Annotated in this window: 23 protein-coding genes; 14 read left to right on the top strand and 9 right to left on the bottom strand. The window is 59.3% G+C overall.

Annotated features, from left to right (window positions below; translation table 11 throughout):
• Window positions 1-18 precede the first annotated feature (18 nt).
• Together ACHQGU_RS06305 and ACHQGU_RS06300 are read right to left on the bottom strand one after the other, a co-directional pair.
• Window positions 19-1,956, bottom strand: a complete 1,938-nt coding sequence (locus ACHQGU_RS06305; RefSeq protein WP_395496205.1) for a ribonucleoside-diphosphate reductase subunit alpha — start codon at window positions 1,954-1,956, stop codon at window positions 19-21.
• 228 nt (window positions 1,957-2,184) lie between these two features.
• On the bottom strand, window positions 2,185-3,165 hold the full coding sequence (locus tag ACHQGU_RS06300; RefSeq protein ID WP_062140022.1) for a Gfo/Idh/MocA family protein: 981 nt from the start codon (window positions 3,163-3,165) through the stop codon (window positions 2,185-2,187).
• A gap of 364 nt (window positions 3,166-3,529) precedes the next feature.
• Here ACHQGU_RS06300 and secD point away from each other — a divergent pair, with 364 nt between their 5' ends.
• Window positions 3,530-5,095: a protein translocase subunit SecD gene (gene secD, locus ACHQGU_RS06295; RefSeq protein WP_395496392.1), complete on the top strand. Its 1,566-nt coding sequence runs from the start codon at window positions 3,530-3,532 to the stop codon at window positions 5,093-5,095.
• 12 nt (window positions 5,096-5,107) lie between these two features.
• Window positions 5,108-6,052 (top strand): protein translocase subunit SecF, encoded by a 945-nt coding sequence (gene secF / locus ACHQGU_RS06290; protein WP_062140018.1) that lies wholly within the window; start codon window positions 5,108-5,110, stop codon window positions 6,050-6,052.
• A gap of 98 nt (window positions 6,053-6,150) precedes the next feature.
• On the opposite strand, the gene ACHQGU_RS06285 is transcribed toward secF, so the two are convergent.
• Together ACHQGU_RS06285 and mscL are read right to left on the bottom strand one after the other, a co-directional pair.
• Window positions 6,151-6,516 (bottom strand): hypothetical protein, encoded by a 366-nt coding sequence (locus ACHQGU_RS06285; RefSeq protein WP_395496203.1) that lies wholly within the window; start codon window positions 6,514-6,516, stop codon window positions 6,151-6,153.
• An 81-nt stretch (window positions 6,517-6,597) separates the two neighbouring features.
• A complete protein-coding gene (mscL, locus tag ACHQGU_RS06280; RefSeq protein ID WP_062140014.1) occupies window positions 6,598-7,056 on the bottom strand; it encodes a large conductance mechanosensitive channel protein MscL in 459 nt (152 codons plus the stop codon).
• A 273-nt stretch (window positions 7,057-7,329) separates the two neighbouring features.
• On the opposite strand from mscL, the gene rpmE reads away from it, so the two are divergent.
• The 3 genes from rpmE (at window position 7,330) to ACHQGU_RS06265 (ending at window position 9,080) form a co-directional block, all read left to right on the top strand.
• Window positions 7,330-7,560 carry a 50S ribosomal protein L31 gene (gene rpmE, locus ACHQGU_RS06275; protein ID WP_043552419.1) on the top strand — a complete coding sequence of 77 codons (231 nt, stop codon included), beginning with the start codon at window positions 7,330-7,332 and terminating at the stop codon, window positions 7,558-7,560.
• A gap of 200 nt (window positions 7,561-7,760) precedes the next feature.
• Window positions 7,761-8,276: an Hsp20 family protein gene (locus ACHQGU_RS06270; protein ID WP_395496202.1), complete on the top strand. Its 516-nt coding sequence runs from the start codon at window positions 7,761-7,763 to the stop codon at window positions 8,274-8,276.
• A 210-nt stretch (window positions 8,277-8,486) separates the two neighbouring features.
• On the top strand, window positions 8,487-9,080 hold the full coding sequence (locus ACHQGU_RS06265; protein WP_043552418.1) for a DUF1013 domain-containing protein: 594 nt from the start codon (window positions 8,487-8,489) through the stop codon (window positions 9,078-9,080).
• 151 nt (window positions 9,081-9,231) lie between these two features.
• Here ACHQGU_RS06265 and ACHQGU_RS06260 read toward each other — a convergent pair whose 3' ends face one another.
• Window positions 9,232-9,396: a YdcH family protein gene (locus tag ACHQGU_RS06260; RefSeq protein WP_082779900.1), complete on the bottom strand. Its 165-nt coding sequence runs from the start codon at window positions 9,394-9,396 to the stop codon at window positions 9,232-9,234.
• Between the two features lie 235 nt (window positions 9,397-9,631).
• On the opposite strand from ACHQGU_RS06260, the gene ACHQGU_RS06255 reads away from it, so the two are divergent.
• From ACHQGU_RS06255 to ACHQGU_RS06245, 3 genes are read left to right on the top strand one after another with little or no spacing between them, the layout of a single operon-like run.
• Complete coding sequence (locus ACHQGU_RS06255; RefSeq protein WP_043552417.1) at window positions 9,632-9,838, top strand: DUF465 domain-containing protein; 207 nt, start codon at window positions 9,632-9,634, stop codon at window positions 9,836-9,838.
• A 32-nt stretch (window positions 9,839-9,870) separates the two neighbouring features.
• Window positions 9,871-10,410 (top strand): 5-(carboxyamino)imidazole ribonucleotide mutase, encoded by a 540-nt coding sequence (gene purE, locus ACHQGU_RS06250; protein ID WP_082779469.1) that lies wholly within the window; start codon window positions 9,871-9,873, stop codon window positions 10,408-10,410.
• On the top strand, window positions 10,410-11,591 hold the full coding sequence (locus tag ACHQGU_RS06245; RefSeq protein WP_395496201.1) for a 5-(carboxyamino)imidazole ribonucleotide synthase: 1,182 nt from the start codon (window positions 10,410-10,412) through the stop codon (window positions 11,589-11,591). The genes purE and ACHQGU_RS06245 overlap by 1 nt, the downstream gene beginning before the upstream one ends.
• 4 nt (window positions 11,592-11,595) lie before the next feature.
• On the opposite strand, the gene ACHQGU_RS06240 is transcribed toward ACHQGU_RS06245, so the two are convergent.
• Window positions 11,596-12,366 carry a RadC family protein gene (locus ACHQGU_RS06240; protein ID WP_395496199.1) on the bottom strand — a complete coding sequence of 257 codons (771 nt, stop codon included), beginning with the start codon at window positions 12,364-12,366 and terminating at the stop codon, window positions 11,596-11,598.
• Window positions 12,360-13,037 (bottom strand): JAB domain-containing protein, encoded by a 678-nt coding sequence (locus ACHQGU_RS06235; RefSeq protein WP_395496197.1) that lies wholly within the window; start codon window positions 13,035-13,037, stop codon window positions 12,360-12,362. The genes ACHQGU_RS06240 and ACHQGU_RS06235 overlap by 7 nt, the downstream gene beginning before the upstream one ends.
• 153 nt (window positions 13,038-13,190) lie before the next feature.
• Here ACHQGU_RS06235 and ACHQGU_RS06230 point away from each other — a divergent pair, with 153 nt between their 5' ends.
• From ACHQGU_RS06230 to ACHQGU_RS06205, 6 genes are all read left to right on the top strand, one after another.
• On the top strand, window positions 13,191-15,413 hold the full coding sequence (locus tag ACHQGU_RS06230; RefSeq protein WP_395496196.1) for an ATP-dependent helicase: 2,223 nt from the start codon (window positions 13,191-13,193) through the stop codon (window positions 15,411-15,413).
• The gene (locus ACHQGU_RS06225) at window positions 15,413-16,324 is read left to right on the top strand and encodes a 50S ribosomal protein L11 methyltransferase (protein ID WP_062140003.1); all 912 of its coding nucleotides are present in this window, start codon (window positions 15,413-15,415) and stop codon (window positions 16,322-16,324) included. Before ACHQGU_RS06230 ends, ACHQGU_RS06225 begins: the two co-directional genes overlap by 1 nt.
• Window positions 16,325-16,402: 78 nt before the next feature.
• Window positions 16,403-18,181, top strand: coding sequence for an aminopeptidase P family protein (locus ACHQGU_RS06220; protein WP_395496193.1), 1,779 nt, complete (start codon window positions 16,403-16,405; stop codon window positions 18,179-18,181).
• Window positions 18,182-18,275: 94 nt separating this feature from the next.
• A complete protein-coding gene (locus ACHQGU_RS06215; RefSeq protein ID WP_061507048.1) occupies window positions 18,276-19,307 on the top strand; it encodes an isocitrate/isopropylmalate dehydrogenase family protein in 1,032 nt (343 codons plus the stop codon).
• 115 nt (window positions 19,308-19,422) lie between these two features.
• Window positions 19,423-20,139 carry an NUDIX hydrolase gene (locus ACHQGU_RS06210; RefSeq protein WP_395496192.1) on the top strand — a complete coding sequence of 239 codons (717 nt, stop codon included), beginning with the start codon at window positions 19,423-19,425 and terminating at the stop codon, window positions 20,137-20,139.
• A complete protein-coding gene (locus tag ACHQGU_RS06205) occupies window positions 20,136-21,341 on the top strand; it encodes an MFS transporter (RefSeq protein ID WP_395496191.1) in 1,206 nt (401 codons plus the stop codon). The genes ACHQGU_RS06210 and ACHQGU_RS06205 overlap by 4 nt, the downstream gene beginning before the upstream one ends.
• 6 nt (window positions 21,342-21,347) lie before the next feature.
• On the opposite strand, the gene ACHQGU_RS06200 is transcribed toward ACHQGU_RS06205, so the two are convergent.
• Entirely contained in the window at window positions 21,348-22,895 is a 1,548-nt protein-coding gene (locus tag ACHQGU_RS06200) for a peptide chain release factor 3 (RefSeq protein ID WP_062272655.1), read from the bottom strand.
• A gap of 102 nt (window positions 22,896-22,997) precedes the next feature.
• Entirely contained in the window at window positions 22,998-23,615 is a 618-nt protein-coding gene (gene rpsD, locus ACHQGU_RS06195) for a 30S ribosomal protein S4 (RefSeq protein ID WP_043552390.1), read from the bottom strand.
• Window positions 23,616-23,864: the final 249 nt, after the last annotated feature.

Below are 23,864 nucleotides of genomic sequence, written 5' to 3'. Positions count from 1 at the left end.
ACGAGAGGTTATGAAGATTTACTGGCAGGCCAGACATTCATCATAATTGCTCCCGTTAGACGTCGGGGCTTCGGGTGCGACACCTGCGCGCTGGGCGGCTTCGGCAGCCAGAACGCCTTCCTTGGTCAGCACGTTACTCACCGTGTCCGCCCGCTGGATAGACAGGGACCGGCAGTAATACAGAGACTTCAGGCCCTTCTTCCAGGCCATGTGGTGGATCTGGTGCAGGTCACGCTTATGCACGTTGGCGGGCAGGAACAGGTTTACTGACTGCGCCTGACACACATACGGCTGGCGGTCTGCCGCATGTTCCACAATCCAGCGCTGATCCAGTTCAAAGGCGGTCTTGAAGACATCCTTTTCCTGCTGGCTCAGGAAGTCCAGCTCCTGCACGCTGCCTTTGTTCAGGGTGATGAAGGACCAGATTTCCTCCGTATCCTTCCCCTTCTCTTTCAACAGTTTCTGCAGGTGGCGGTTGCGCACCGTAAAGGAACCGGAGAGCGTTTTCTGCAGGAAGACGTTTGCCGCAATCGGCTCAATCCCCGGGCTGGCATTGCCAGCAATGATGGAGATGGAGGCCGTCGGTGCAATGGCCATCTTGTTGGAGAAGCGTTCCTGAATGCCATACTCCGCCGCATCCGGGCAGGCCCCGCGCAGGTCCGCCAGCTTGCGGGAAGCCGCGTCAGCCTGCTCACGAATGTGCTTGAACACCTTACGGTTCCAGACTTTGGCCACAACGCCTTCAAACGGCACATTCTTGGCCTGCAGGAAGGAATGGAAGCCCATAACGCCGAGCCCGACGGACCGCTCACGCGAGGCCGCATAGGCCGCCTTCTTCATTTCCGGGGGCGCGCGGTCAATAAAGTCCTGCAGCACGTTATCCAGGAACAGCATGACGTCTTCAATGAACTGCGGATTTTCATTCCACTGGTCCCATGTCTCAAGGTTCAGGGAGGACAGGCAGCACACAGCCGTCCGCTGTTTGCCGTGATGATCAATCCCGGTCGGCAGCGTAATTTCCGAGCACAGGTTAGAGGTCTTGACCTCAAGACCCGCCAGCTTGTGGTGCTCAGGCCGGGCGTTGTTCACATGGTCGGAATAGACGATGTACGGCTCGCCCTGCTCCATGCGGGCCGTCAGGATACGAATCCACAGCGCGCGGGCCGAGACCTTACGGATCACGGAGTTATCGCGCGGGGAAAGCAGACCCCATTCTTCATCCGCTTCCACAGCCCGCATAAAGGCGTCAGACACCAGCACGCCATGGTGCAGGTTCAGCGCCTTCCGGTTGGGGTCACCCCCGGTCGGGCGGCGGATTTCTACAAATTCTTCAATTTCAGGGTGCCAGACCGGCAGATACACGGCAGCAGACCCGCGACGCAGAGAGCCCTGACTAATAGCCAGCGTCAGGCTGTCCATCACGCGGATAAACGGGATCACACCGGATGTCTTGCCGTTGCGGCCAACATTTTCACCAATGGAGCGCAGGTTGCCCCAATAGGACCCAATGCCGCCGCCCTTGCTGGCCAGCCAGACATTCTCGTTCCACAGGCCGACGATACCGTCGAGGCTGTCACTGGCTTCGTTCAGGAAGCAGGAAATCGGCAAGCCACGGGTGGTGCCGCCATTGGACAGAACCGGCGTTGCAGGCATGAACCAATGCTGGCTCATATAGTCATAGATACGCTGTGCGTGCCCGGCATCGGCCCCGTAATAGGACGCAACGCGCCCAAAGAGATCCTGATAGCCCTCATCCGGCAGCAGATAGCGGTTATCCAGCGTCGCCTTGCCAAACGGCGTCAGCAGCGCATCGCGAGAGCGATCCACGCGCACCTGATGGTGGCCGGGCAGCTGCACCATGTCTTCCAGCTTACCGGGTTCAAACAGGTCTGCTTCTTCCCCGGAGCCGGACATGGAACGACGGCTTTCATTTTCCTGAACGTCGATCAGACTCATGGTGGCGTGCTCCGGTTTTTTGCATTTGCGTGATCTGGCTTGAGAGGCGCTAAGACACACAGGAGTCATGCCCCGTGCTCTCGTGCCTCACCATATGTCGCGTTCATGCGACATATGCGCCCCTATATCTAGTGATTTTTTTACGCTCACAGACCCAAAAAAGGCTTGTGTTTGAAAAGATGGCAGTTTCTGGCTGATCATAAATTATTTCAGCCGGCCAAAGTTTTTTTAGCCCGCGTTGATCAGCCCCGACATCTCCATCCGGCGTCGTGACTCTGTAATGCCATCTGCCACAGCCAGCGCTGCAGCCAGAGCGCGTCGTCCGGCCCGGGCATCCACCTTAACGGGCGCGCCGTCAAGACAAGAGGCCACAAAAGCCTCATGCTCCGCAAACAGCGAATCATGATCTTTCCATGAAATCGCTTCCCGACGGAATCCGCCCGTGCCGGGCAGCGGCAGGCCTTTCTCCCGGCCAATCATGGTCAACTCACGCTTGCCAAAGTCGGCAGACAGATAGCCTTCCTCAGAAAACAGCCGCATCCGCCGCTCTGTCTTGAGGGAAATACGGCTGGCGGTAATGGTCGCCACACAGCCGTTTTCAAAGCGCACACGGGCATTGGCGATGTCTTCGTATTCCGAACTGACCGCCGCCCCCAGCGCATCCACCTGCTCAATGGGGCTGTCCACAATCGCCAGAACCAGATCCAGATCATGAATCATCAGATCCAGAATAACGGACACATCCGTGCCACGCGGCTTGAACGGCGCAATGCGCGTCGCCTCAATATAGAGAGGCCGGGTGATTCGTTTGGTAATGGCCTCATGCTCGGCGGAATAGCGCAGCAGATGCCCGACCTGACACACCAGCCCGCTCTGCTCGGCGAGCGTGATGAGGAAATCCGCCTGCTCCAGCGTCGCCGCCACGGGCTTTTCCACCAGAACATGCTTGCCGGCCCGCAAGGCCTCTGTCGCCAGATCAAAATGATATTCCGCAGGAGCCGCCACCACCACGGCATCACACGCGGCCAGCAGCTCTTCGACTGACCCCATGACCGGGCAACCGGCTTCCTTCGCAACCACGGCCGCCCGCTTTGCATCCGGGTCAAACAGACCGACAAGCGTCTCGCGGGGCACCTCTTTGACCTTCAGGGTATGGTACCGTCCAAAATGCCCGGCCCCAATCACCCCAACCCGCAGCGTTTTGTCCATCTTTCCTGACCTTCCCAACCCTGTGCCTCATGGCGTTGCCGTCAGCGGTAGCAGCCTCCGACCAAAATCCCAAAATCACGTGCGTCCTGCAAAAAGCACACCGCCCCCAAAAGCCCCGGATGTCCGGCAGTCCGTAAAAAAACCATAAATTTTTCACCCCCGAACGAATCCGGTCGTTTCGAAGACAGTCAGCGATTTCTGGCTCTTCTGCCCTACTTCAAAGCCGGGTGTGCCGCGGAAATGTGATGCAACCCCGCCACTGCCGCCCGCCGAATCCCGCCACACAGGTCTGCAAATGTCTGTGGAGTGTTGCATCGCACGCAAGGGAGCGGCATGTTCCGGGCGACAAAAATCGATTGATCAGGTGAGAATGTATTACAGCCGCCTCAAGTTGGCCTCGGTACTGGGTGTGTGCCTTTTAGGGCTGCTGCTCTGCCTGCCCAATGGTCTGCGCAATCCCTTCCCTTCCATGCCCTGGCGCCAGATTCATCTGGGGCTGGATCTGCGCGGCGGGTCCTATCTGCTCATGCAGGTGGACCTCAAAAGCCTGACGCATGACAGGCTGCAAACCCTGGCGGACAGCACGCGTGAGACGCTGCTGAAGTCCCAGCTCGGCTACCGCAACATCAGCACCAATGCGGACGCCAGCACGGTGACCTTCATGCCGCGTGATGCATCGGAAACGGAAGCTGACCTCGCAGCCCTCAACAAGCTGCCGCGCGTCGTCCCCAACGAATTCAGCGTAAAGAAGCAGGATAATGGCAGCATTGTCCTCACCCTCTCTCCGGAAGCACTGAAAGCCCGTGCGCGGGAAGCTGTGACGCAGTCCATCGAGATTGTTCGCCGCCGTATTGACGCCACCGGCGCGGTTGACCCCGAAATCACCCGTCAGGGCGATGACCGCATTGTGGTCGAACTGCCCGGCGTGAGTGACCCGGAACGCATCAAGGCGCTGCTGGGCACCACCGCAAAAATGACGTTCCGTCTGGTGGACCCCAACCCCATGCACGCAACGGCAGCGCCTCCCGGCGTAAGCCTGCTGCCGATGTCCACTGAAGGTGAAGGCCCGCCGCTGCCGGTTTATGACCACGTGGACGTGGACGGCACGGACCTGACCAACGCTGGCGCTGTGATTGATTCCCAGAGCGGCGAATGGGCGGTGACCTTCACGTTCGATTCTGTCGGCACGCATGCCTTCTCCACGGTCACGCAGGCCAATGTCGGCCGTCGCTTTGCCATTGTGCTGGATAACAAGGTGATTGAAGCCCCGGTCATCCGCTCCCCCATTACGGGCGGCAGCGGCCAGATTACCGGCGGCTTTGATGCTCAGAAAGCCACCGACCTCGCCCTGATGCTCCGCGCAGGCGCCCTTCCGGCCCCGCTGAGCGTTATGGAACAGCGCACCATCGGCCCGTCTCTTGGTGCCGATTCCATCCGGGCCGGCATGCTCAGTCTGGCAGCGGGCTTCGTGTTCGTTATCCTGTTCATGGCGCTGTTTTACGGCCGCTTTGGCTGGTATGCGAACGTCGCCCTGCTGGCCAACCTTGTGCTGATGGTCGCCATTCTCTCCCTGTTTGAAGCCACCCTGACCCTGCCGGGCATGGCCGGGATGTTGCTGACGCTCGGGATGGCGGTGGATGCCAACATTCTGATCAATGAACGCATCCGGGAAGAAGTCGCCCGGGGCCGCACGCCTCTCGCGGCCATGCAGGCCGGGTTTGAACGCGCCACCTCCACCATTGTGGATAGTAACGCCACGGCCCTGCTGGCCCACGTCATGCTGTTTGTGTTTGGCACAGGCCCTGTGCGTGGCTTCGCGCTGACCATCACCATCGGTATCGTGACCACCCTGTTCACGACCCTCCTGCTTTCCCGACTGCTTATGGTCCGCTGGTATGCGCTCACGCGCCCGACCAGCCTGCCGGTCTGAGACGAGGCGCTTATGTTTGGACGTCCTCTCCTGCGTTTTGTGCGCAAGGATACCCACATCAACTTCATGCGCGGGCGCTATGCGGGCCTGATTGTCTCGGCTGCGCTGTCTCTGCTCTCCATCGTGCTGTTCATGCATCCGGGCCTGACACTGGGGCTGGATTTCCGGGGCGGCATTGTGGTGGAGGCCAAAACCTCTGGCCCGGCTGACTTTGCCAAGCTGCGCAATGCTCTGGCCGCGCATAATGTCACCCATGCCTCCATTCAGGCATTCGGCGCACCGGATGATGTGCTGATCCGTCTGGATGCAGGCGATGAGCAGCAGACCAACGCCATTGTAGACACCGTGCGCCACGCGGTTGCTGAAGCCCAGCCGGGGACGACCGTCCTGCGGGCTGACGCTGTCGGCGCGTCTGTGTCCTCAGAACTGTTCCGCAACGGCATGCTGGCCCTCGGTCTCAGCCTTGCGATGATTCTGGGCTATATCTGGTTCCGGTTTGAATGGGAGTTCGCCCTCAGTGCCGTCATCACGCTGGTGCTGGATCTGACCAAGACCATGGGCTTTCTGGTCATCACCGGCTTTGAGTTCGATCTGGTGATGGTCGCTGCCATTCTCACCATTCTGGGCTACTCCACCAACGATAAGGTGGTGGTGTATGACCGTGTGCGTGAAAATCTCCGCAAATACCGCACCATGCCGCTACGGGAACTGATTGATCTCTCCATCAATGAGACCCTGAACCGCACACTCGGTACCTCCTCCACCGTCTTTCTGGCGTCTCTGCCGCTGGCTCTGTTTGGGGGCACGACGCTGTCCGGCTTTGCCTGGACCATGCTGTTCGGGATTGTGGTGGGCACGTCCTCTTCCATCTTCATCGCCGCCCCGCTCCTGCTCTTTATGGGCGAGGGTCGCCTGAAGCGGGACGCCAAGCCTCCCGCCCCGCGCAAAAGCGCCTGAAAACGCAAAAAGCGTTCCGCACCTTTCGGTCGGAACGCTTTTTTTATAAGGGGCGCCAAGCATCCGCCCCTGCCCGTATTCTTTAAAAATCCGCGCCCTTAACGCCGCACCACAGAGGATGGCGTGGGATCAGACGGCTCAATCACTGCCAGAAAATTCTCCATCGCCCGCCCGGCATTTTTGATACCCGCGCCAGATGGGCTGTATTCTGCATTGAGAATGGCAGCCAGCGCAGTCCGGTCTGCATTCACAATCTGCACAAGGCGTTCTGGTGAGACGAGGCCGGACATCACCTGCCCACGGGCCATGCCACTGGCAATCACGTAGCTATAAATCAATGTGCGAGGTGTGGGGGTTATCGCCACCCGGCCAGCGGAAGACTGGCAGCCTGCCAGCACCGTAAGGCCTGCAAAGCCAGCCATCAGGCGAAAAAAAACCGGAAATCCAGATACGGAGCGCGTCATGCGACGAACCTACTCCATATCTGTCTTTCCGGTAAATCTCCTCAGCGCCCCGCAGGACGCCTCAGATCAGACGAATGAGCCTCAGACCTTGCGGGCTGCCAGTTCGTCACGGATCTGCTCAAGCAGAACTTCCGTTTTGGTCGGTGCCGGGGGTGCAGCCGGTTTAGCGGCTTCCTGCCCGTGCAGGCGGCTCAGCACTTTAACAAACCAGAAGATGACCAGAGCCATGATCAGGAACTGAATGACAGCATTCAGGAACAGGCCGACATTCAGCGTAACCGCGCCCGCTTTCTGTGCGTCCGCCAGCGTTGCCAGATGCGGGCCTTTCAGCGTGATGAAGAGGTTGGAGAAATCAATCCCACCAATCACCAGACCCAGCACCGGGTTGAAAATGTCTTTCACCAGGCTGTTCACAATGGCGGTGAACGCCGCACCGATGATGACACCAACGGCCAGATCGATAACATTGCCACGCATAATAAAGGCGCGGAATTCGCCCACCCAACCCGGGGTGTGCACATGAGATTTAATGTCAGCCATAAGCCACTTTATCCTTTTGAAGGCAGAATATCCTGCTGTCTGTATCCAGTATGAACCCTTTTTAACAAGTCTAAACCACCCCGATTCGCCGACTTTCCTCTCTGGACGTGGCTTTTACGGCAACACCGACACATTTTTCCGCCCCCTACCCGGTAAAAACCAATCAGGAAGGCCGCATGAGTTATTGATCCCACCTGCACAGACGGCTATACGCACTCGCACGCATAGCCCGGTCGGTATCGGGACAGCCTTTTGAACAGAAAGACGCAACACATGAAATCCGGCATTCACCCTGACTACCACGAAATCACCGTCATCATGACCGATGGCACCGAATACAAAACCCGCTCCTGCGCAGGCAAAGCTGGTGACACGCTCCGTCTGGACGTGGACACGAAGTCTCACCCGGCATGGACCGGCGTGCAGCGCATGATGGACACCGGGGGCCAGGTTGCGAAGTTCAACAAGCGCTTTGCTGGTATCGGCACGCGCTCCAAGGCCTGATCAGCCTTCTCTTTATCAGATCAGTTAAAAAATCGGGAACCCCGCCTCTTGAATCAGGAGGCGGGGTTTTCCACGTTTAGCTCCGAGAAGAATGCCCGAAGACGGGGTTCTTCTCTGATTGTTACCTGCCGTAGCAAGCCCGCCAGACACTGGGGGCTGTTGCACGGCAAGACCTTGCTGAACGAGGAGGTTTTTTGACCATGAGTTACGATTTTGCACCGCTTTTCCGCACCGCCATCGGCTTTGACCGTCTGGCACAGGTGATGGACACCGCATCCCGTAGTGCTGCCACCCCGAGCTACCCCCCGTATGACATCGCCAAGACCGGGAATGACAGCTACGCCCTGACTATGGCCGTCGCCGGCTTTGGCCCGGACGACATTGAACTGGTTGTGCAGGACAACACACTTATTGTCTCCGGTCGTGTGAGTGACCCGCAGAATGAAGGCGAGATTCTGCATCGCGGCATTGCCCGCCGGGCTTTTGAGCGCCGCTTTGCACTGGCGGACCATGTGGAGGTCACCGGTGCCGATATGAATAACGGCCTGCTGCGTATTTCTGTGCGCCAGATTGTGCCTGAAGCCCTCAAGCCGCGCCGTATTCCCGTGCAATCAGGCAAGCAGACCGAACTGGTGACGAAAACCGAGACCCCTCTGCCAGCCCAGACCACCCCGCAGGCACAGGCAAACCCTCAACCCACTGCCGCCGCAGCATAAGCGCACACCACTCAAAGAGTGTGGAAAAGGAGGAACTCAGGTTCCTCCTTTTTTGTCAGAGCGCATTTGTCGCTTGACCTGTGAGGGACGCTCCCCCCATATCGTCGCCACAGATGCGCGCCGGCAGGCCCGCGGGCCTTCGGATTGGTTTCCGGACCGTCAGTTTCTCCGGTGCCTGCGCAAGCGCCGCCCGACGACAGGATGGAAGCAATGACGACCTTACCGCTGATGCCCAAGGCCACCGCAGTGTGGCTGATTGAAAAAACCGCCCTGAGCTTTACTCAGATTGCTGAGTTCTGCGGCATGCACCCGCTGGAAGTGCAGGCTATTGCCGATGGTGAGGTTGCTCAGGGAATTGTCGGGTATGACCCCGTTGCCAACCACCAGCTCAAACTGGAAGAAATTCACCGTTGCGAAGCAAACCCTGATGCACGGCTGAAAATTCTGGCTACCAACAACCCGGTCAAACGCCGCTCCAAGGGTGCACGCTATACGCCTGTGGCCAAACGCCATGACCGTCCGGATGGTATTGCCTTCCTGCTGCGTAACTTCCCGCAGCTGAATGATCTGCAGATTGTCAAACTGCTGGGCACCACCAAGGACACCATTGCCAAAGTGCGTGACAAGCAGCACTGGAACACGCCCAACATCAAACCGCGTGACCCGGTGACCATTGGCCTGTGCAGCCAGATGGACCTGAATGCTGCTGTGAATGCCGCCACCACGCGCCTTGAGCGCGAAGGGCACGAAATTCCGCAGCCGCCGCCGATGGATATGGTGGATCACGAAGGGAGCGGAGAGTAATTTCTCCGCGGCACTGGCTGGGCTTTACGCCCGCCAGTGCCTTTTCCAGCCAGTTTCTGGCAGTTTTCAGATAATTTCTCTGCTTAAGAGAAACGCTTTAGTCCAATCTGCCCGCACAATCGCCGGGATACAGAGGGACCAAGGGCTGTCATCACGCAGACAGGCGCTCAATTTCTTCCTTGAGCCGCAGCTTCTGCAATTTGAGACACATCAAAACACGCTCATCCGGTCTGGGTCGGCCGCCTTCTGATGAGATCTGTTTATCGATCCGTGAGTGGCGGGATTTAAGACTCTCAATCCTGGACTGGTAGGACATTGACTGCCTCCATTCGGTTGATGACACCTCACGGTAACGCAGTCTTTGCGTGTTTTTTCATGTTTTTTTCACATTTCAGGCATTTTAGGTATGCGTAAAATGCATATCTACTTTTTCTTCTTTTGCTGCTGGTCTCCGCTGCATGCTTGCGCAAAACTAGGCGCTGAAAACTCTGGCAGACTCTGAAAAATCCCGTTCACACAGAGTCCTCATGCCATGCAGGAGAGGGACTAAAATGCTGAAAGACCGCGATTCACTCCTCGGCCAGCTCCATGAACTCCGCAGTGAACATCGTGATCTTGATACCATCATCAGTCGCCTGACCGATGGGACGATCCTGACCGACCAGTTGCAGCTCCAAAGGCTGAAAAAACGCAAATTACTGCTCCGGGACCGGATAACACGGCTTGAAAGCGAACTGATCCCCGACGATATTGCGTGACCATTTCCCCACCAACCGGATCGTGCCTTATCGTGAGCGAAACTGCCCCCCTGCCCACCGCCCCATCTCAGAACGCCGACCTTGCTCCTAAGGTTGGCATTATCATGGGTAGCCAGTCGGACTGGGAGACCATGCGCCATGCAGATGCCATTCTGACAGACATGGGCATTGCCCATGAAACGCTGATTGTCTCGGCCCACCGCACGCCAGACCGGCTGGCAGACTATGCCAAAACTGCCGCAGACCGTGGCCTGTCGGTGATTATTGCCGGTGCTGGCGGGGCGGCCCATCTGCCCGGCATGTGTGCGGCATGGACCCGCCTGCCCGTGCTGGGGGTGCCGGTAGAATCCCGTGCCCTGAAAGGCATGGACAGCCTGCTCTCCATCGTTCAGATGCCCGGTGGCGTGCCCGTCGGCACACTCGCTATTGGAGCCTCCGGGGCCAAAAATGCCGCCCTTCTGGCAACCTCCATTCTGGCCCTGCAAGACCCGGAACTCGCCGCAAAGCTGGACGCATGGCGCGCCCTGCAAACAGCCTCCGTCGCTAACGCTCCGATTTCTGAAAACGAATAATGTCAGCTTCTTCTTCCCGGTCTTCTTCGCCTGCACTCGCTCCCAATTCTGTCATCGGCATTGTGGGCGGCGGCCAGCTCGGCCGCATGTCCGCTGTCGCGGCTGCTAAGCTCGGCTTTCGCGCGCATATCCTCACGCAGGACGCCAATGGCCCAGCGGCACAGGTCGCCCATCAGGTCACGCTTGGCGCATATGATGACCATAAGGCGCTGGAAGACTTTGCCCGCGCCGTGGATGTCGTCACCTTTGAGTTTGAAAATATCAGTGCCGACGCGCTGGATTGTCTGGCTCAGCACTGCCCTGTGCGCCCCTCCGGCGCGATCCTGCGCATCAGTCAGGACAGGCTGGCAGAAAAGACTTTTCTCTCAGAGGCTGAGATTCCCCTCGCCCCCTGGATGGCCGTTACCGATCACCCTTCTCTACACGCTGCGGCGGAAAAGCTCGGTTTCCCCTTCATCCTGAAAACCACGCGCAACGGGTATGACGGCAAGGGGCAGGCCCGCGTTTATGAGGCCTCCCAGCTGGAAGACGCCTTTGCCTCCCTCGCCCCGCATCCGCTGGTCGCGGAAGGTATGGTGGATTTTGCCTGTGAAATCAGCGTGATGGTCGTGCGTGGCACAGACGGCACAACACGCTGCTTTGCGCCCGGCCTCAATTACCATCGGGATGGTATTCTGGACCTCACACTAGCCCCCGCCCCCGTGCCGGAAGAAACCGCACAGCGCGCTCAGGCTCTGGCGGTCGCCATTGCAGAAAAGCTGGATCTTATCGGTATTCTGGGCGTGGAAATGTTTATCGACAGCACCGGCAATCTGCTGGTGAATGAAATTGCGCCACGCCCGCATAATTCCGGCCACTGGACCATGGACGCCTGCCCGGCGGACCAGTTCGATATGCATATCCGCGCCGTCGCGGGCCTGCCTTTACCTCCCACGCTGCGCCATTCTGATGCTGTGATGAAAAATCTCGTCGGGCCGGATGATATGGCGTTGTGGCCTGACATTCTCGCCACGCCGGGACATATCCCGCATCTTTATGGCAAAGCCGAAGCGCGCGTGGGCCGCAAGATGGGCCACGTAAACATCCTGTTCCCCTATGGCAGCCTGCCCGGCGCACTGGGCATTCAGGACGCCCTTGGCCCGCTGGCGGAAAAGCCGGACGCCGGGAACGACGACGCCTAAAGGCCTAAAAAACCCCTTCTTCTTTCAGGCTTAACAGGCGGCCACTGCCCACAATCACATGGTCCCAGACCGTGATACCCAGCAACGTGGCCGCCTGCGCAATCCGCTGGGTCATGAAGATATCATCCTGCGAAGGAGACGGGTCTCCACTGGGATGGTTATGCACCACCACCAGAATACTGGCCTGAAGCTCCAACGCCCGCCGCATTACTTCTCTGGGGTAAATAGGCGTGTGGTCCACAGTGCCCCGCCCCAGCATCTCATCGGCAAGCAGACGATGCCCCTTATCCAGAAAGAGCACCCGCACCTGCTCTACCCGCTCATGCGCCAGCATGGCGCTAAGATAGGCTTTGAGCTGCGCCCTGTCCGCCAGAACCCCCACACGTTTCAACCGCGCTTTATGCAACCGCACAGCCGCCTCCTGAACCAGCCGCAACGTTACCCGGAACGCCGGGGTCTGGCCGGCAATCCCCTGCATGACCTGATCGGGAGCGGACAGGAGAGCCGCCAGAGACCCGAACTGATTCAGCAGAGACGTCGCCCACATGTCCGGCGCAGGATGCCGGGGCGTAATAAGCGTAATCAGCTGAGTCAGAACCTTATGGTCATCAGGAACCTTAACTAAAGTCCTCGCTTCGGCCAATTCTGACAAAAATGGCAAATCTGGCAGAGGCGGCCCGGTTTGCACCGCGTCGGCCTGAAGCTTGAACCCTGCAATATCCGCCAGTTCCGATTTAGAGCGCCTGCCTTTGCCTTTTGGCAGTCGCGTCACCATGCCTGCTGCTCCAGATGCCGAAAACTGCGCCAGCGGCGCCCTTTCAGCACCACATGGTCATGCATGGTCACCGCCAGCAAAGGGGCGGCCTGCAAAAGCGCCTGCACCAGTGGCCCATCATGCAAAAGCTGGCGGTCCGGCTGCACATCGTCTGCCGCCAGCCTGACCGTAATCAGAGAACAGGCGTGCAGCGCCAGTGCCCTCTGCATAACGGCGGAGACCACCTGCGGCACAGGAATGGGAACGCCTTCTTCTCCCGGCGTCGCCCTTTCCTGCGTCTCCACAACTTCATCCGCCAGCAATTGATTGCGGCTATCCAGAAACAAAACATGGAGCGCCCCCGCCACAGCCGTCACCAGATGCGTTGCGCAATACGCCAGCAGCTTGCCCCAACTCCCAAGGTCAACGCGCACGGGCTCCTCCGGCGCACCCAGCCGGTCCGCCGCCAGCGGCACCAGTCCCAGCAACGTCACGTTCCCACGCGTTGCTCCCGCTTCTTTCAGGGCTTCGGGCGCAGCTTCCAGCACATCCGCCAAAGATCCGAACTGGTTGATCAACGCCTTGGCCAGCGGCTTGGTGTCCCGCCGGGGTACACCCGGAAAAAGCAGCATTTCCAACAGCTCATAATCCGCCAGAGACGCAGCCCCCGCGCTTAAAACCCGCGCGCGCATGCGCTGCCGGTGCCCTGCCGGGCCTGTGGAAGAAAAAGGGGCACTCCCCTCCCTTCGTCCAAAACTGCTCTGTTTTTCTCCATTTTCGGAGGACACCATGCCACTGCTCCGATTGGCCTCAGGCTTTCAAGACGATATAAGGGTAAAGTGAATATGTCCGAAAACCCTTCCTCCGCGCTTTTTTCATCATCCTCGGACCAAGGCGAGTCCTATCTCGCGCGTCTGAACCCCGAACAACGCGCCGCGATTGAAACCACGGACGGCCCTCTGCTGGTTCTGGCAGGAGCCGGCACTGGCAAAACACGGGTGCTGACCACCCGCTTTGCCCATATTCTGCTGACAGACCGTGCCAAGCCCTGGCAGATTCTGGCTGTCACCTTCACCAACAAGGCCGCCAAGGAGATGCGGGAGCGCGTCTCTCTCCTGCTTGGCAGCCCGGCGGAAGGGTTATGGCTGGGCACCTTTCATGCCCTGTGTGCCCGCATGCTGCGTCGCCATGCCGACTATGTGGGGCTGACCAGCAGCTTCACCATTCTGGATACGGACGACCAGCTGCGCCTGCTCAAGCAAATTATTGTGCCCTGGCAGATTGATACCAAACGCTGGCCCGCCCCCGGCATTCTGGGCGTTATCCAGCGCTGGAAAGATCGTGGGCTGACGCCGGAACGCGTGACAGATTCGGAAGATAATGACTTTGCGGACGGCCATTGCCGCGCCATCTACAAAGCCTATCAGGAACGGCTGATCCAGCTGAACGCCTGTGATTTTGGAGACCTGATGCTCCATGTCACGGAAATCCTGCGCACCCGGCCGGATGTGCTGGCGCAGTATCACCGCCTGTTCCGCTACATTCTGGTGGATGAGTATCAGGACACCAATACAGTCCAGTATCTCTGGCTGCGTCTGCTGGCGCTTCGTCCCGGTGAACCGTCCAATATCTGCTGCGTGGGGGATGATGATCAGTCGATCTATTCCTGGCGCGGCGCGCAGGTGGGCAACATTCTGCGGTTTGAAAAGGATTTCCCCGGCGCACAGATTGTCCGGCTGGAACGCAACTACCGCTCCACCCGCCATATTCTGGGGGCTGCTGCCGGTCTGATTGCCCACAATGACGAACGACTGGGCAAAACCCTGCGCTCTGGCCGCGAAGATTCTGACGGCGAGAAAGTGCTGGTGGTCGGCGTTGGCGATTCCGACCATGAAGCCCGTGATGTCTGCGGCATGGTCGAGAAAATGCAGAGTGAGGGGCATTCTCTGGGAGAAATGGCCATACTCGTCCGCGCCGGGTTCCAGACCCGCGCGTTTGAAGAAAAGCTGGTGCAAAGCGGCGTGCCCTACCGGATTGTCGGCGGCGTGCGGTTCTATGAACGTGCCGAAATCCGCGATGCGCTGGCCTATATGCGCGTGCTCAACCAGCCCTCGGATGATCTGGCGTTTGAGCGCATTCTCAACACCCCCAAACGCGGCATGGGGCCTGCCGGGGTGCAAAAGCTGCACGCCGCAGCCCGCAGCCATCAGGTCCCGCTGACCGCCGCCACCCAGATCCTGCTGGCCGAAAAAATTCTGAAAGGGAAAGTGGGCGATCAGGTCCGTGCCCTGATGACTGCACTGGACACCACGCGCGACATTCTGGCGCGTGAAGGCCATGTGGTTGCCGTGGAGCATCTGCTGGAAGAAAGCGGCTATCTGGCCATGTGGCAGGCCGATAACTCGCCCGAAGCCCCCGGGCGGCTGGAAAACCTGAAGGAACTGGTCCGCGCCCTGGCTGACTTCGGCACGCTCGGCGAGTTTCTGGAACATGTGGCACTCGTCATGGAGCATGACGAAAATGCCGGAGAAGCCCGCATCTCCCTCATGACCCTGCACGGGGCCAAAGGGCTGGAGTTTGATGTCGTCTTCCTGCCGGGCTGGGAAGAAGGCGTCTTCCCCTCTCAGCGCACGCTGGATGAAGGCGGGAATTCCGGGCTGGAGGAAGAACGCCGCCTTGCCTATGTGGGCATTACCCGCGCCCGTAAGCACGCCATGATCTTCCACGCAGCCCGGCGGCGGATTTACGCCAACTGGCAGGATTCCATGCCCAGCCGCTTTCTGGATGAACTGCCGGATGAGCATGTTATCCGGCATGGTGAACGTGACGCCAACCTTCGCGGCCTGCGCGCCACAGACTCCGTTTTTGCAGGTGGCGCACCGCTCATCGCCCGCAGACGGCGCGACCCGCTGGCGGGGAATACGCCCACCTTCCAGCTGGGCGAGCATGTTCGCCACCCGCGCTTTGGGGAAGGCATTATTGTCTCAGCCGATCACCACCATGTTGATGTCGCGTTTGAAGGCGTCGGCATCAAACATCTCCTCTCCTCCTTTTTAGAGAAACTTTAATGGCCGTTGCTCCCCGTCGTCACGCCACCGCTCTGGAAACGGTTGCGGTCACCGTTCCGGAACCTGCTGTCGAAGCATATGAAAACGCCATCGGCAGTGTCTGCACCACGGTTGGTATTTTTGAAGCCAACCCGGAAGGCACGCTCTGGCGCGTGGAAGGCGTGAAAGACGCCGGACATCGGGAAGATGAACTGACAGTCGCCCTCATGCTGGCCCAACTGACCAGTGGTGTGGACGCCCCGCTGGAACGCGACGCCACAGAGGCCGAAGGCTGGCTGGCCCGCACCTATGAATCCTTCCCTGAGCAGGATGTCGGGCAGCGTTTTGTCATCCGTGGCACCCATCTGCCAGACGTAAAGCACCCGACGCGTATTGCCCTGACGCTGGATGCCGGTGTGGCCTTTGGCTCTGGCGAGCATGGTTCCACCCGTGGCTGCCTGCGGGCACTGGAGCGCATTGCCTACCGCAAGCCCCGCAAAATTCTGGATCTCGGCTGCGGCTCCGGCATTCTGGCCATGGCAGCGGCGGCCCTGCTGCACAAAAAGGTTCTGGCCGTTGATATCGAGCCCTGGTCCGTCCGTGTCGCGGCACAGAATGCGGAACGCAACGGGCTGGGCCGCGCGCTCACCTGCCGTCTGGGCAATGGCTGGAAAACCCCGGAAATCCGCCATAACGCCCCGTATGATCTGGTGTTTGCCAATATTCTCGCCCGCCCGCTGTGCCTGATGGCCAAGGATCTGGCCCATAATCTGGCCCCCGGCGGCACGGTCATTCTGGCAGGCCTGCTCCGCACCCAGATCCGCATGGTGCTGGCTGCGCATCGCAGGCTCGGGCTGGTGCTGGAACACACCTTTACAGAGGGTGACTGGGCCACGCTGGTCCTGCGTCGCCCTTACGGTCCCAAGGCCTGAAAAACGCGCCTGCATGGCCCTCCCATGCAGGCTTTTTTATTTCGTCCATTCTTTTGAGACATCATTTTGAGGTCTGTCATGCCGTCCGCTTCCGCCTCCCGCCTCGCCGCTCTGCGCACCCTCCTGAAACAGAATGAGCTTGATGGGCTGATTATCCCTCACAGCGACGAATTTCTCGGGGAATACACGCCCGCCTGCGCGGAACGTCTGGAATGGCTGACAGGCTTTAGCGGCAGCGCTGGCATGGCGCTGGTGCTGGCAGACTCCGCCGCCGTGTTCTCGGATGGCCGCTACATCACCCAGATGGACCAGCAGGTGGATGGCTCCTGCTGGGAACGCCAGCATATCTACCAGACCCCACCCCCCGCATGGCTGGCGCAAAAAGCCCCAAAAAATGCCCGCATCGGGTATGACGCCCGCATTATGAGCAGCGCGGAACTGCGGCCCTTCACAACACTTTCCGGCATCACACTGGTTTCCACCAACGGCAATCTGACAGATGTGCTGTGGACGGATCGCCCGGCCTTCCCGGCAGCCCCCGCCACCATCCATCCACTGGTTTATGCAGGCGAGTCCTCTCACGACAAACGTACCCGTCTTGGCAAGGCTCTGGCAGACGCCGGACAGGCCGCTGCCGTGCTGAGCGATTCGGCATCTATCGCATGGCTGCTGAATATCCGCGGCACGGACATCCCCTGCACCCCGGTTGTTCTGGCCTTCGCGGTGCTGCACGCCGATGCCTCGGTGGATCTGTTCCTACAGGCCAGCAAGCTCCCGGCAAACGTGCGGGAGTGGCTGGGCGCAGATGTGCGCGTGCATGAGCCTGAGGCTCTGGAAAGCGTTCTGGCCACCCTCAGCGGCCAGACCGTGGGCGTTGACCCCGCCAGCAATGCCGTCTGGTTTGCAGAAACACTGACGCGCCACGGAGCTACCGTGCAGGAAAGCCCGGACCCGTGCGTGCTGCCCAAAGCCCGAAAAAATGCGACGGAACAGGCAGGTACCCGCAAGGCGCATCTGAAAGACGGCGTCGCTCTGTGCCGCTTCCTGCACTGGCTGGATACGGAAGAGGCCCGCGGCACTACGGAACTTCAGGCCGCTAACAAGCTGGATGCCTTCCGGGCAGAAAGCGCGGATTACCGGGGCGAATCCTTTCCCGCCATTTCCGGCGCAGGGCCGAACGGGGCCGTCATCCATTACCGTGTGACGCCCGAGAGTGACCGCGCCCTGAACGCGAATGAAGTCTATCTGATTGATAGCGGCGGCCAGTATCCGGAAGGCACGACGGACGTCACCCGCACAGTCTGGACCGGCCCGGACGCCCCGCCTGCCCGCCTGATGGAAACCTTTACCCGTGTGCTGCGGGGCAATCTGCGCCTTGGCCGCGCCCGCTTCCCCGCAGGCACCACCGGCCACGCGCTGGATGCACTGGCGCGGTATGACCTGTGGCAGGCCGGTCTGGATTATGACCACGGCACAGGCCACGGCGTGGGCAGCTTCCTCTCCGTGCATGAAGGCCCGGCGCGGATTTCCAAAAATCCCTCCCCCATCGCGCTGCAGGAGGGCATGATTCTCTCCAACGAACCCGGTTATTACGAGCCGGGCGCCTACGGCATCCGACTGGAAACACTGGTGCTGGTGCGTGAGAAAGCCGGGGAGAACCGCCCCGGCTACGCGTTTGAGACGCTGACCCTCGCGCCGTTTGACCGCCGCCTGATCGACACAGCGCTTTTAGGGGAAGAAGACTGCCAGATTCTGGATGCCTACCATGCGCAAATCATGACCCAGATTGGCCCTCACCTGCCAGATGAGGCCAAAAACTGGCTGAAAACGGCTTGCGCCCCCCTCAAGAGGGCGTGAGAGAACGGGCTTTTCGCAACTGGTCACGCAATTGGGAATCGCCTGCCGGACCGAAGAAGAGCAGAAAAGCTGCGAAGTGAAGGGAGCTTCCAGAATGACGACAGACAGCAAAACCATCCCCGCTACTCTTATTGCCGGTGATGGGATCGGCCCTGAGATTGTTGAATCGGTTACCGAACTTCTTGACGCCGTCGGTGCCCCGTTTGTGTGGGACCGCCAGCTTGCCGGCATGGCCGGGGTGGATGCGGTCAATGACCCGCTGCCCAAACAGACCATCGAGAGCATCCGCCGCACCGGCCTTGCTCTGAAAGGCCCGCTGACCACGCCGGTTGGGGGCGGCTTCAAATCCATCAACGTCACACTGCGTCAGGAGTTCGGGCTGTTCGCCAACCTGCGCCCGACCAAGACGATTGTTCCCGGTGGCAAGTTCGACAAGATTGATCTGGTCCTGTTCCGTGAAAATCTTGAAGGCTACTACGCCGCCATGGAACATTACGTTCCGGTTGGTGACGACCCGAAGGGCATTGCCCTGAGCACCGGCTTCAACTCCCGCGTCGAGTGCCGCCGCATTGTGAAATTTGCTTTTGAGTATGCGCTCAAAAACAACCGCAAGACGGTGACCCTCGTCCACAAAGCCAACATCCTCAAACTGCTGACCGGCCTGTTCCTTGAAGAAGGCCGCAAGGTTGCTGAGGAATATAAAGGCCGCATCGCCTTTAACGAGCGGATTGTGGATGCCTGCGCCATGCAGCTGGTCCTCAACCCCTGGCAGTTCGACGTGATTGTCACCACCAACCTGTTTGGTGACATCCTGTCCGATCTGACGGCGGGCCTTGTTGGCGGTCTGGGCATGGCTCCGGGCGCAAATATTGGTGAAAAGGCTGCGGTGTTTGAAGCCGTGCATGGCTCTGCGCCTGACATTGCCGGACAGGGCATTGCCAACCCGCTGGCTCTGCTGCTGGCTGCCGTCATGATGCTCCAGCATGTGGGCCGTCAGGATCTGGCAGACCGTATTGACCACGCGATCAAGAAGGTCATTACGGAAGGCCCCGTCCGCACGAAGGATCTGGGCGGTAACGCGACGACGAAAGATCTCACAGCCGCTCTTAAACAGCAGCTCGTCTGATCACCTTGAAAAACGGGAGTGCGGCTTTGTCCGCCTCCTGTTTTTTCTGAGCATTTTTAAGTGTTCACGACAGTTTTTTGACACGTGTTTCTCTGTCATGCGTATCATCACCCGCATGATACCCAGCTTTCCCGGTCAATGGCCCATCCTGCGGCTTTCCCCCTCCTGCACCATTACGGCCATCCCGCATGTGCCCCGGCATACGGCGGAAACAGAGGCCGAAATTACGCGCATCTGGGCAGAAGCCTGCCACAAAACTCCTGCTCTTTTTAACGGCTGCGTTTTCTCAGCAGACCGCGTGACCCGCACCGAAATTTCCGGCCACTGGACGGACTATCGTTCGGTTCTCGCGCAAATGAAAAACCCGGCTTTGTTTACGCACCTGCGGCTGCAACCGCTCGCCGTCATCGGCCTGCTGGAAACGCCGGAAGGTTATGTTCTGGGTCGCCGCAATCCGTCTTCATTATATCAGGGCAATTTCTGGCAAAGTCCGCCAGCCGGCAGCATTGAACGACGCGGAAACAGCACAGCCGTCCATCTGGATGAACAGCTTCTGGCTGAAGCCGAGGAAGAGCTCGGGCTGACAGCCGAAAACCTGGCCATCGGCGCACCCCAGCTTATCGCCCGCCATCCGGGCACCCGCATTCTGGATATCGGCATTCCCATGCGCACTCCGTTGTCTTTCAGCGCCGTCGAGGCGCACTGGAAAAACGGTGCCAATCAGGAATATGACCAGCTCGCCCTTGTCCCGCATGCGGACATTGATACCTGGCTAAGCCGCCCTGACCTGCTCCCGACCTCTCGCGCGCTACTGGCAGCCGCCCGTTCATGACCACTCAGCCTCTGCCTGCGCCCAAAGGCTGCACAGAACAGGCTGGCCCCAGCCCGAACCTGATCCGAGTCATTGCGGCTGCGTGCGGTCTGATTGTCGCCAACCTTTATTATGCGCAGCCTCTGGCCGGCCCTATCAGCGCAACACTTGCCATGCCGGAAAGCCAGTCCGGCTTAATTGTTACTATCACCCAGATTGGCTACTGCCTCGGCCTGCTGCTGATTGTCCCGCTGGCCGATTTGCTGGAAAACCGCAGCCTGATTGTGTGGATGACGCGGCTTGTCATGCTCGCACTGTTAGCGTTGCCCTTTTCACACCACCCGCTGCCCTTCCTGCTAGCCATCGGGCTGGTCGGCATTCTGTCCGTCGCGGTGCAAATTCTGGTGCCGTTTGCCGCCAGTCTGGCCCCGGAAGCCATACGCGGGCGCGTGGTGGGCAATGTCATGAGCGGCCTGATGCTGGGCATTATGCTGGCCCGTCCCGTCTCCAGTTTTGTGACGGAATTTTCATCCTGGCACACCATTTTCCTGATCTCTGCCGGGATCATGCTGGCCCTGTCCATCCTGCTCCAGCGCGTTCTGCCGGAACGCAGGCCCACAACCCGCAGTCCTTATGGGGCCCTGCTCCGCTCTATGGGCACCCTCCTGCTCACCACAAGAATTCTGCAACGGCGGGCGTTTTATCACGCCTGTCTGTTTGGCGCATTTAGCCTGTTCTGGACGGTAACACCCCTGCTTCTGGCCGCTCCCCCGTTCCTGTTTTCTCAGGGGCAGATTGCTCTTTTTGCTTTTGTGGGTGTTGCCGGAGCAATTGCAGCGCCCATTGCCGGGCGCATTGCCGACAGAGGCTGGACATGGCCTGCAACCCTTGCCGCCATGGCGCTGGTTTCCCTCGCCTTTCTGACAAGTGCCGTTATGCCGCAATCCATTTTTATCGGTGTGCTGGCACTGGCGGGAATTGTGATTGATTTCGGCGTTACCGCCAATCTGGTGCTGGGGCAGCGCGCTTTGTTTGTGCTGCCCGCAGAAAACCGCGCCCGCCTGAACGGGCTTTATATGGCGATTTTCTTCATGGGCGGTGCGGCTGGCTCAGCCCTCGGCAGCTGGGCGTACGCCTATGGCGGCTGGCCGCTGGCCTCTGCTCTGGGAGCCGCCTTGCCAGCGCTCGCTTTTGCCGTCTGCCTGACGGAAAAGCGGCGCTAGGCGGGATTATTTAATTTCAATCCCGATCTGCTTGATATCGTGGAAGGTGATATCCGGGTTCTGTTCCTGCGTGCGACGCATCATGAAGGCTGATGTGGCCAGGAACACCGGATCATCATCCAGATCATCCGCCATGGAAGACCGATTTGCCATGGCAAAGGCTTCAATTTTCTCGCGCGGGCCAGTCACCCAGCGGGCCAGAGAAAATGGGATGCTATCGAACCCGATCGCCACACCATATTCCGCCCTCAACCGCGCCTGAAGCACGTCGAGCTGAAGTGTGCCAACCACACCCACAATCGGCTGTGCGCCATCCTGCGGTTTGAAGAGCTGCACCACGCCTTCTTCCGCAAGCTGGGTGAGTGCCTGCTTCAGCTTCTTCGCCTTCATGGCGTCATCCAGCCGGACACGACGCAGAATTTCCGGGGCAAAGTGCGGCACACCGGTAAATTTCAGGTCTTCACTCTCCGTCAGCGTATCGCCAATGCGCAGCGTGCCGTGATTGGGAATCCCCACCACATCACCCGCAAAGGCTTCTTCCGCCAGCTGCCGGTCCCGCGCAAAAAAGAACTGCGGGGTATGCACGGCAAAATTCTTGCCGGTACGGCTATGGCGCAGGCGCATGCCGCGCGTCAGCTTGCCGGAACAAATCCGGGCGAAGGCAATACGGTCCCGGTGGTTGGGGTCCATATTGGCCTGAATTTTAAAGACAAGCGCGGTCATGCCTTCTTCATCGGCCTTGACCGTCCGGCTTTCCGCAACCTGATCTCGCGGGGACGGCCCAAACGCGACCAGCGCATTCAAAAGGTCCGTCACGCCAATTTCCTTCATGGCGCTCCCGAAGAAAACCGGCGTCAGATGCCCGGCGTCAAAGGACTCGCGGTCAAACTCAGGCAGAGCTGCTTCCGCCAGCTCCAGCTCTTCTGAAAGCTGCATCATGCGCGGGTCGGACTGGGCCAGCGTTTCCTGCGTATGCACTTCTTTAGTGCGCAGGTCATAAGTCCCAACAAACCCGGCAGCGCGGCCAATCGGCCATGTGGCAGGCGCCGTATCCAGCGCAAGGGCGGAGGCAATTTCATCCAGCAGCGCAAACGGGTCCTGCGCTTCACGGTCCATCTTGTTGATGAAGGTGACAATCGGAATATCACGCAGGCGACAGATTTCGAACAGCTTGCGCGTCCGGTCCTCAATACCTTTGGCGGCGTCAATCACCATCACGGCAGAGTCCACCGCCGTCAGCGTACGGTAGGTATCTTCCGAGAAGTCTTCATGACCCGGCGTATCCAGCAGGTTGAAAATGCACCCGCCATATTCAAAGGTCATCACGGAGCTGACGACGGAAATCCCGCGGTCACGCTCAATGGACATCCAGTCAGACCGGGTGCGCCGCCGCTCACCCTTGGCCCGCACGTTCCCAGCCAGCTGAATAGCGCCACCTGCCCGCAGAATACGTTCCGTCAGCGTGGTTTTACCAGCATCCGGGTGCGAGATGATCGCAAACGTACGGCGGCGGGCAATTTCCGTGCTGAGGTCAGGTGCAAGCGTTTCAGACATGACAGACAATCCGGCTGGAAAAGATACGGGGTAAAACGGCAAACGCCGGATGGAGAGAAAAACCCTCCACCCGGCGCAGCACAAATCGGGCCGAAGCGCCGATTAACGAGAGTAGTATTCGACCACCAGGTTCGGTTCCATCTGCACCGGATACGGCACATCAGCGAACTTCGGACCACGGACGAACGTGCCCTTCATCTGACGGTGATCAACGTCCATGTATTCCGGAACGTCGCGTTCACCCGTCTGGGTGGCATCCAGCACGATAGCCAGCTGCTTGGACTTTTCACGGATTTCGATCACGTCCCCGTCCCGCACCAGATAGGAGGGGATGTTCACCTTGCGGCCGTTGACCGTGATGTGGCCATGGCTGATGAACTGACGCGCAGCGAACGGCGTGATGGCGAATTTCATGCGGTAGATAACCGCATCCAGACGACGCTCGAGCAGGTTGATCAGGTTTTCAGACGTATCGCCCTTACGACGCACGGCTTCCTGATAGTAGCGACGGAACTGCTTTTCGCTGATGTTACCGTAGTAACCCTTCAGCTTCTGCTTTGCCATCAGCTGGACAGAGTAGTCAGACGGCTTGCCTTTACGGCGCTGACCATGCTGACCCGGGCCGTATTCACGACGGTTAACCGGGGACTTCGCACGGCCCCACAGGTTAACGCCAAGACGGCGGTTAATCTTATATTTGCTCTCGAGGCGCTTGCTCATAGGGCGCTCTTCTCTTCTCTGTCTGCGTGAGTCACACTGTTATCTGTGTCTCATCATGGTGCCGGTAGTCTCCGTCCCCCGTGGATCAGAGCGGGCGCAGTCCGTATCACCGGCGGGTGGGAGCATCTGTCCACCTGCATCGGCCGTCCTGTCCACATTCCCGGCAATGGGAGCAGCCATTACGGAAAGCGGGGCTTTCTGTCAACTCATCGCCTTCTGCCTGCTCATACCAGATAACAGCATGCAACC

Source organism: Acetobacter sp. KSO5 (genome assembly GCF_044094635.1).
Lineage (GTDB): Bacteria > Pseudomonadota > Alphaproteobacteria > Acetobacterales > Acetobacteraceae > Acetobacter > Acetobacter cerevisiae.
Note: the sequence above shows the minus strand (reverse complement) of the source record. Positions and strands in the feature narration are given on the sequence as shown.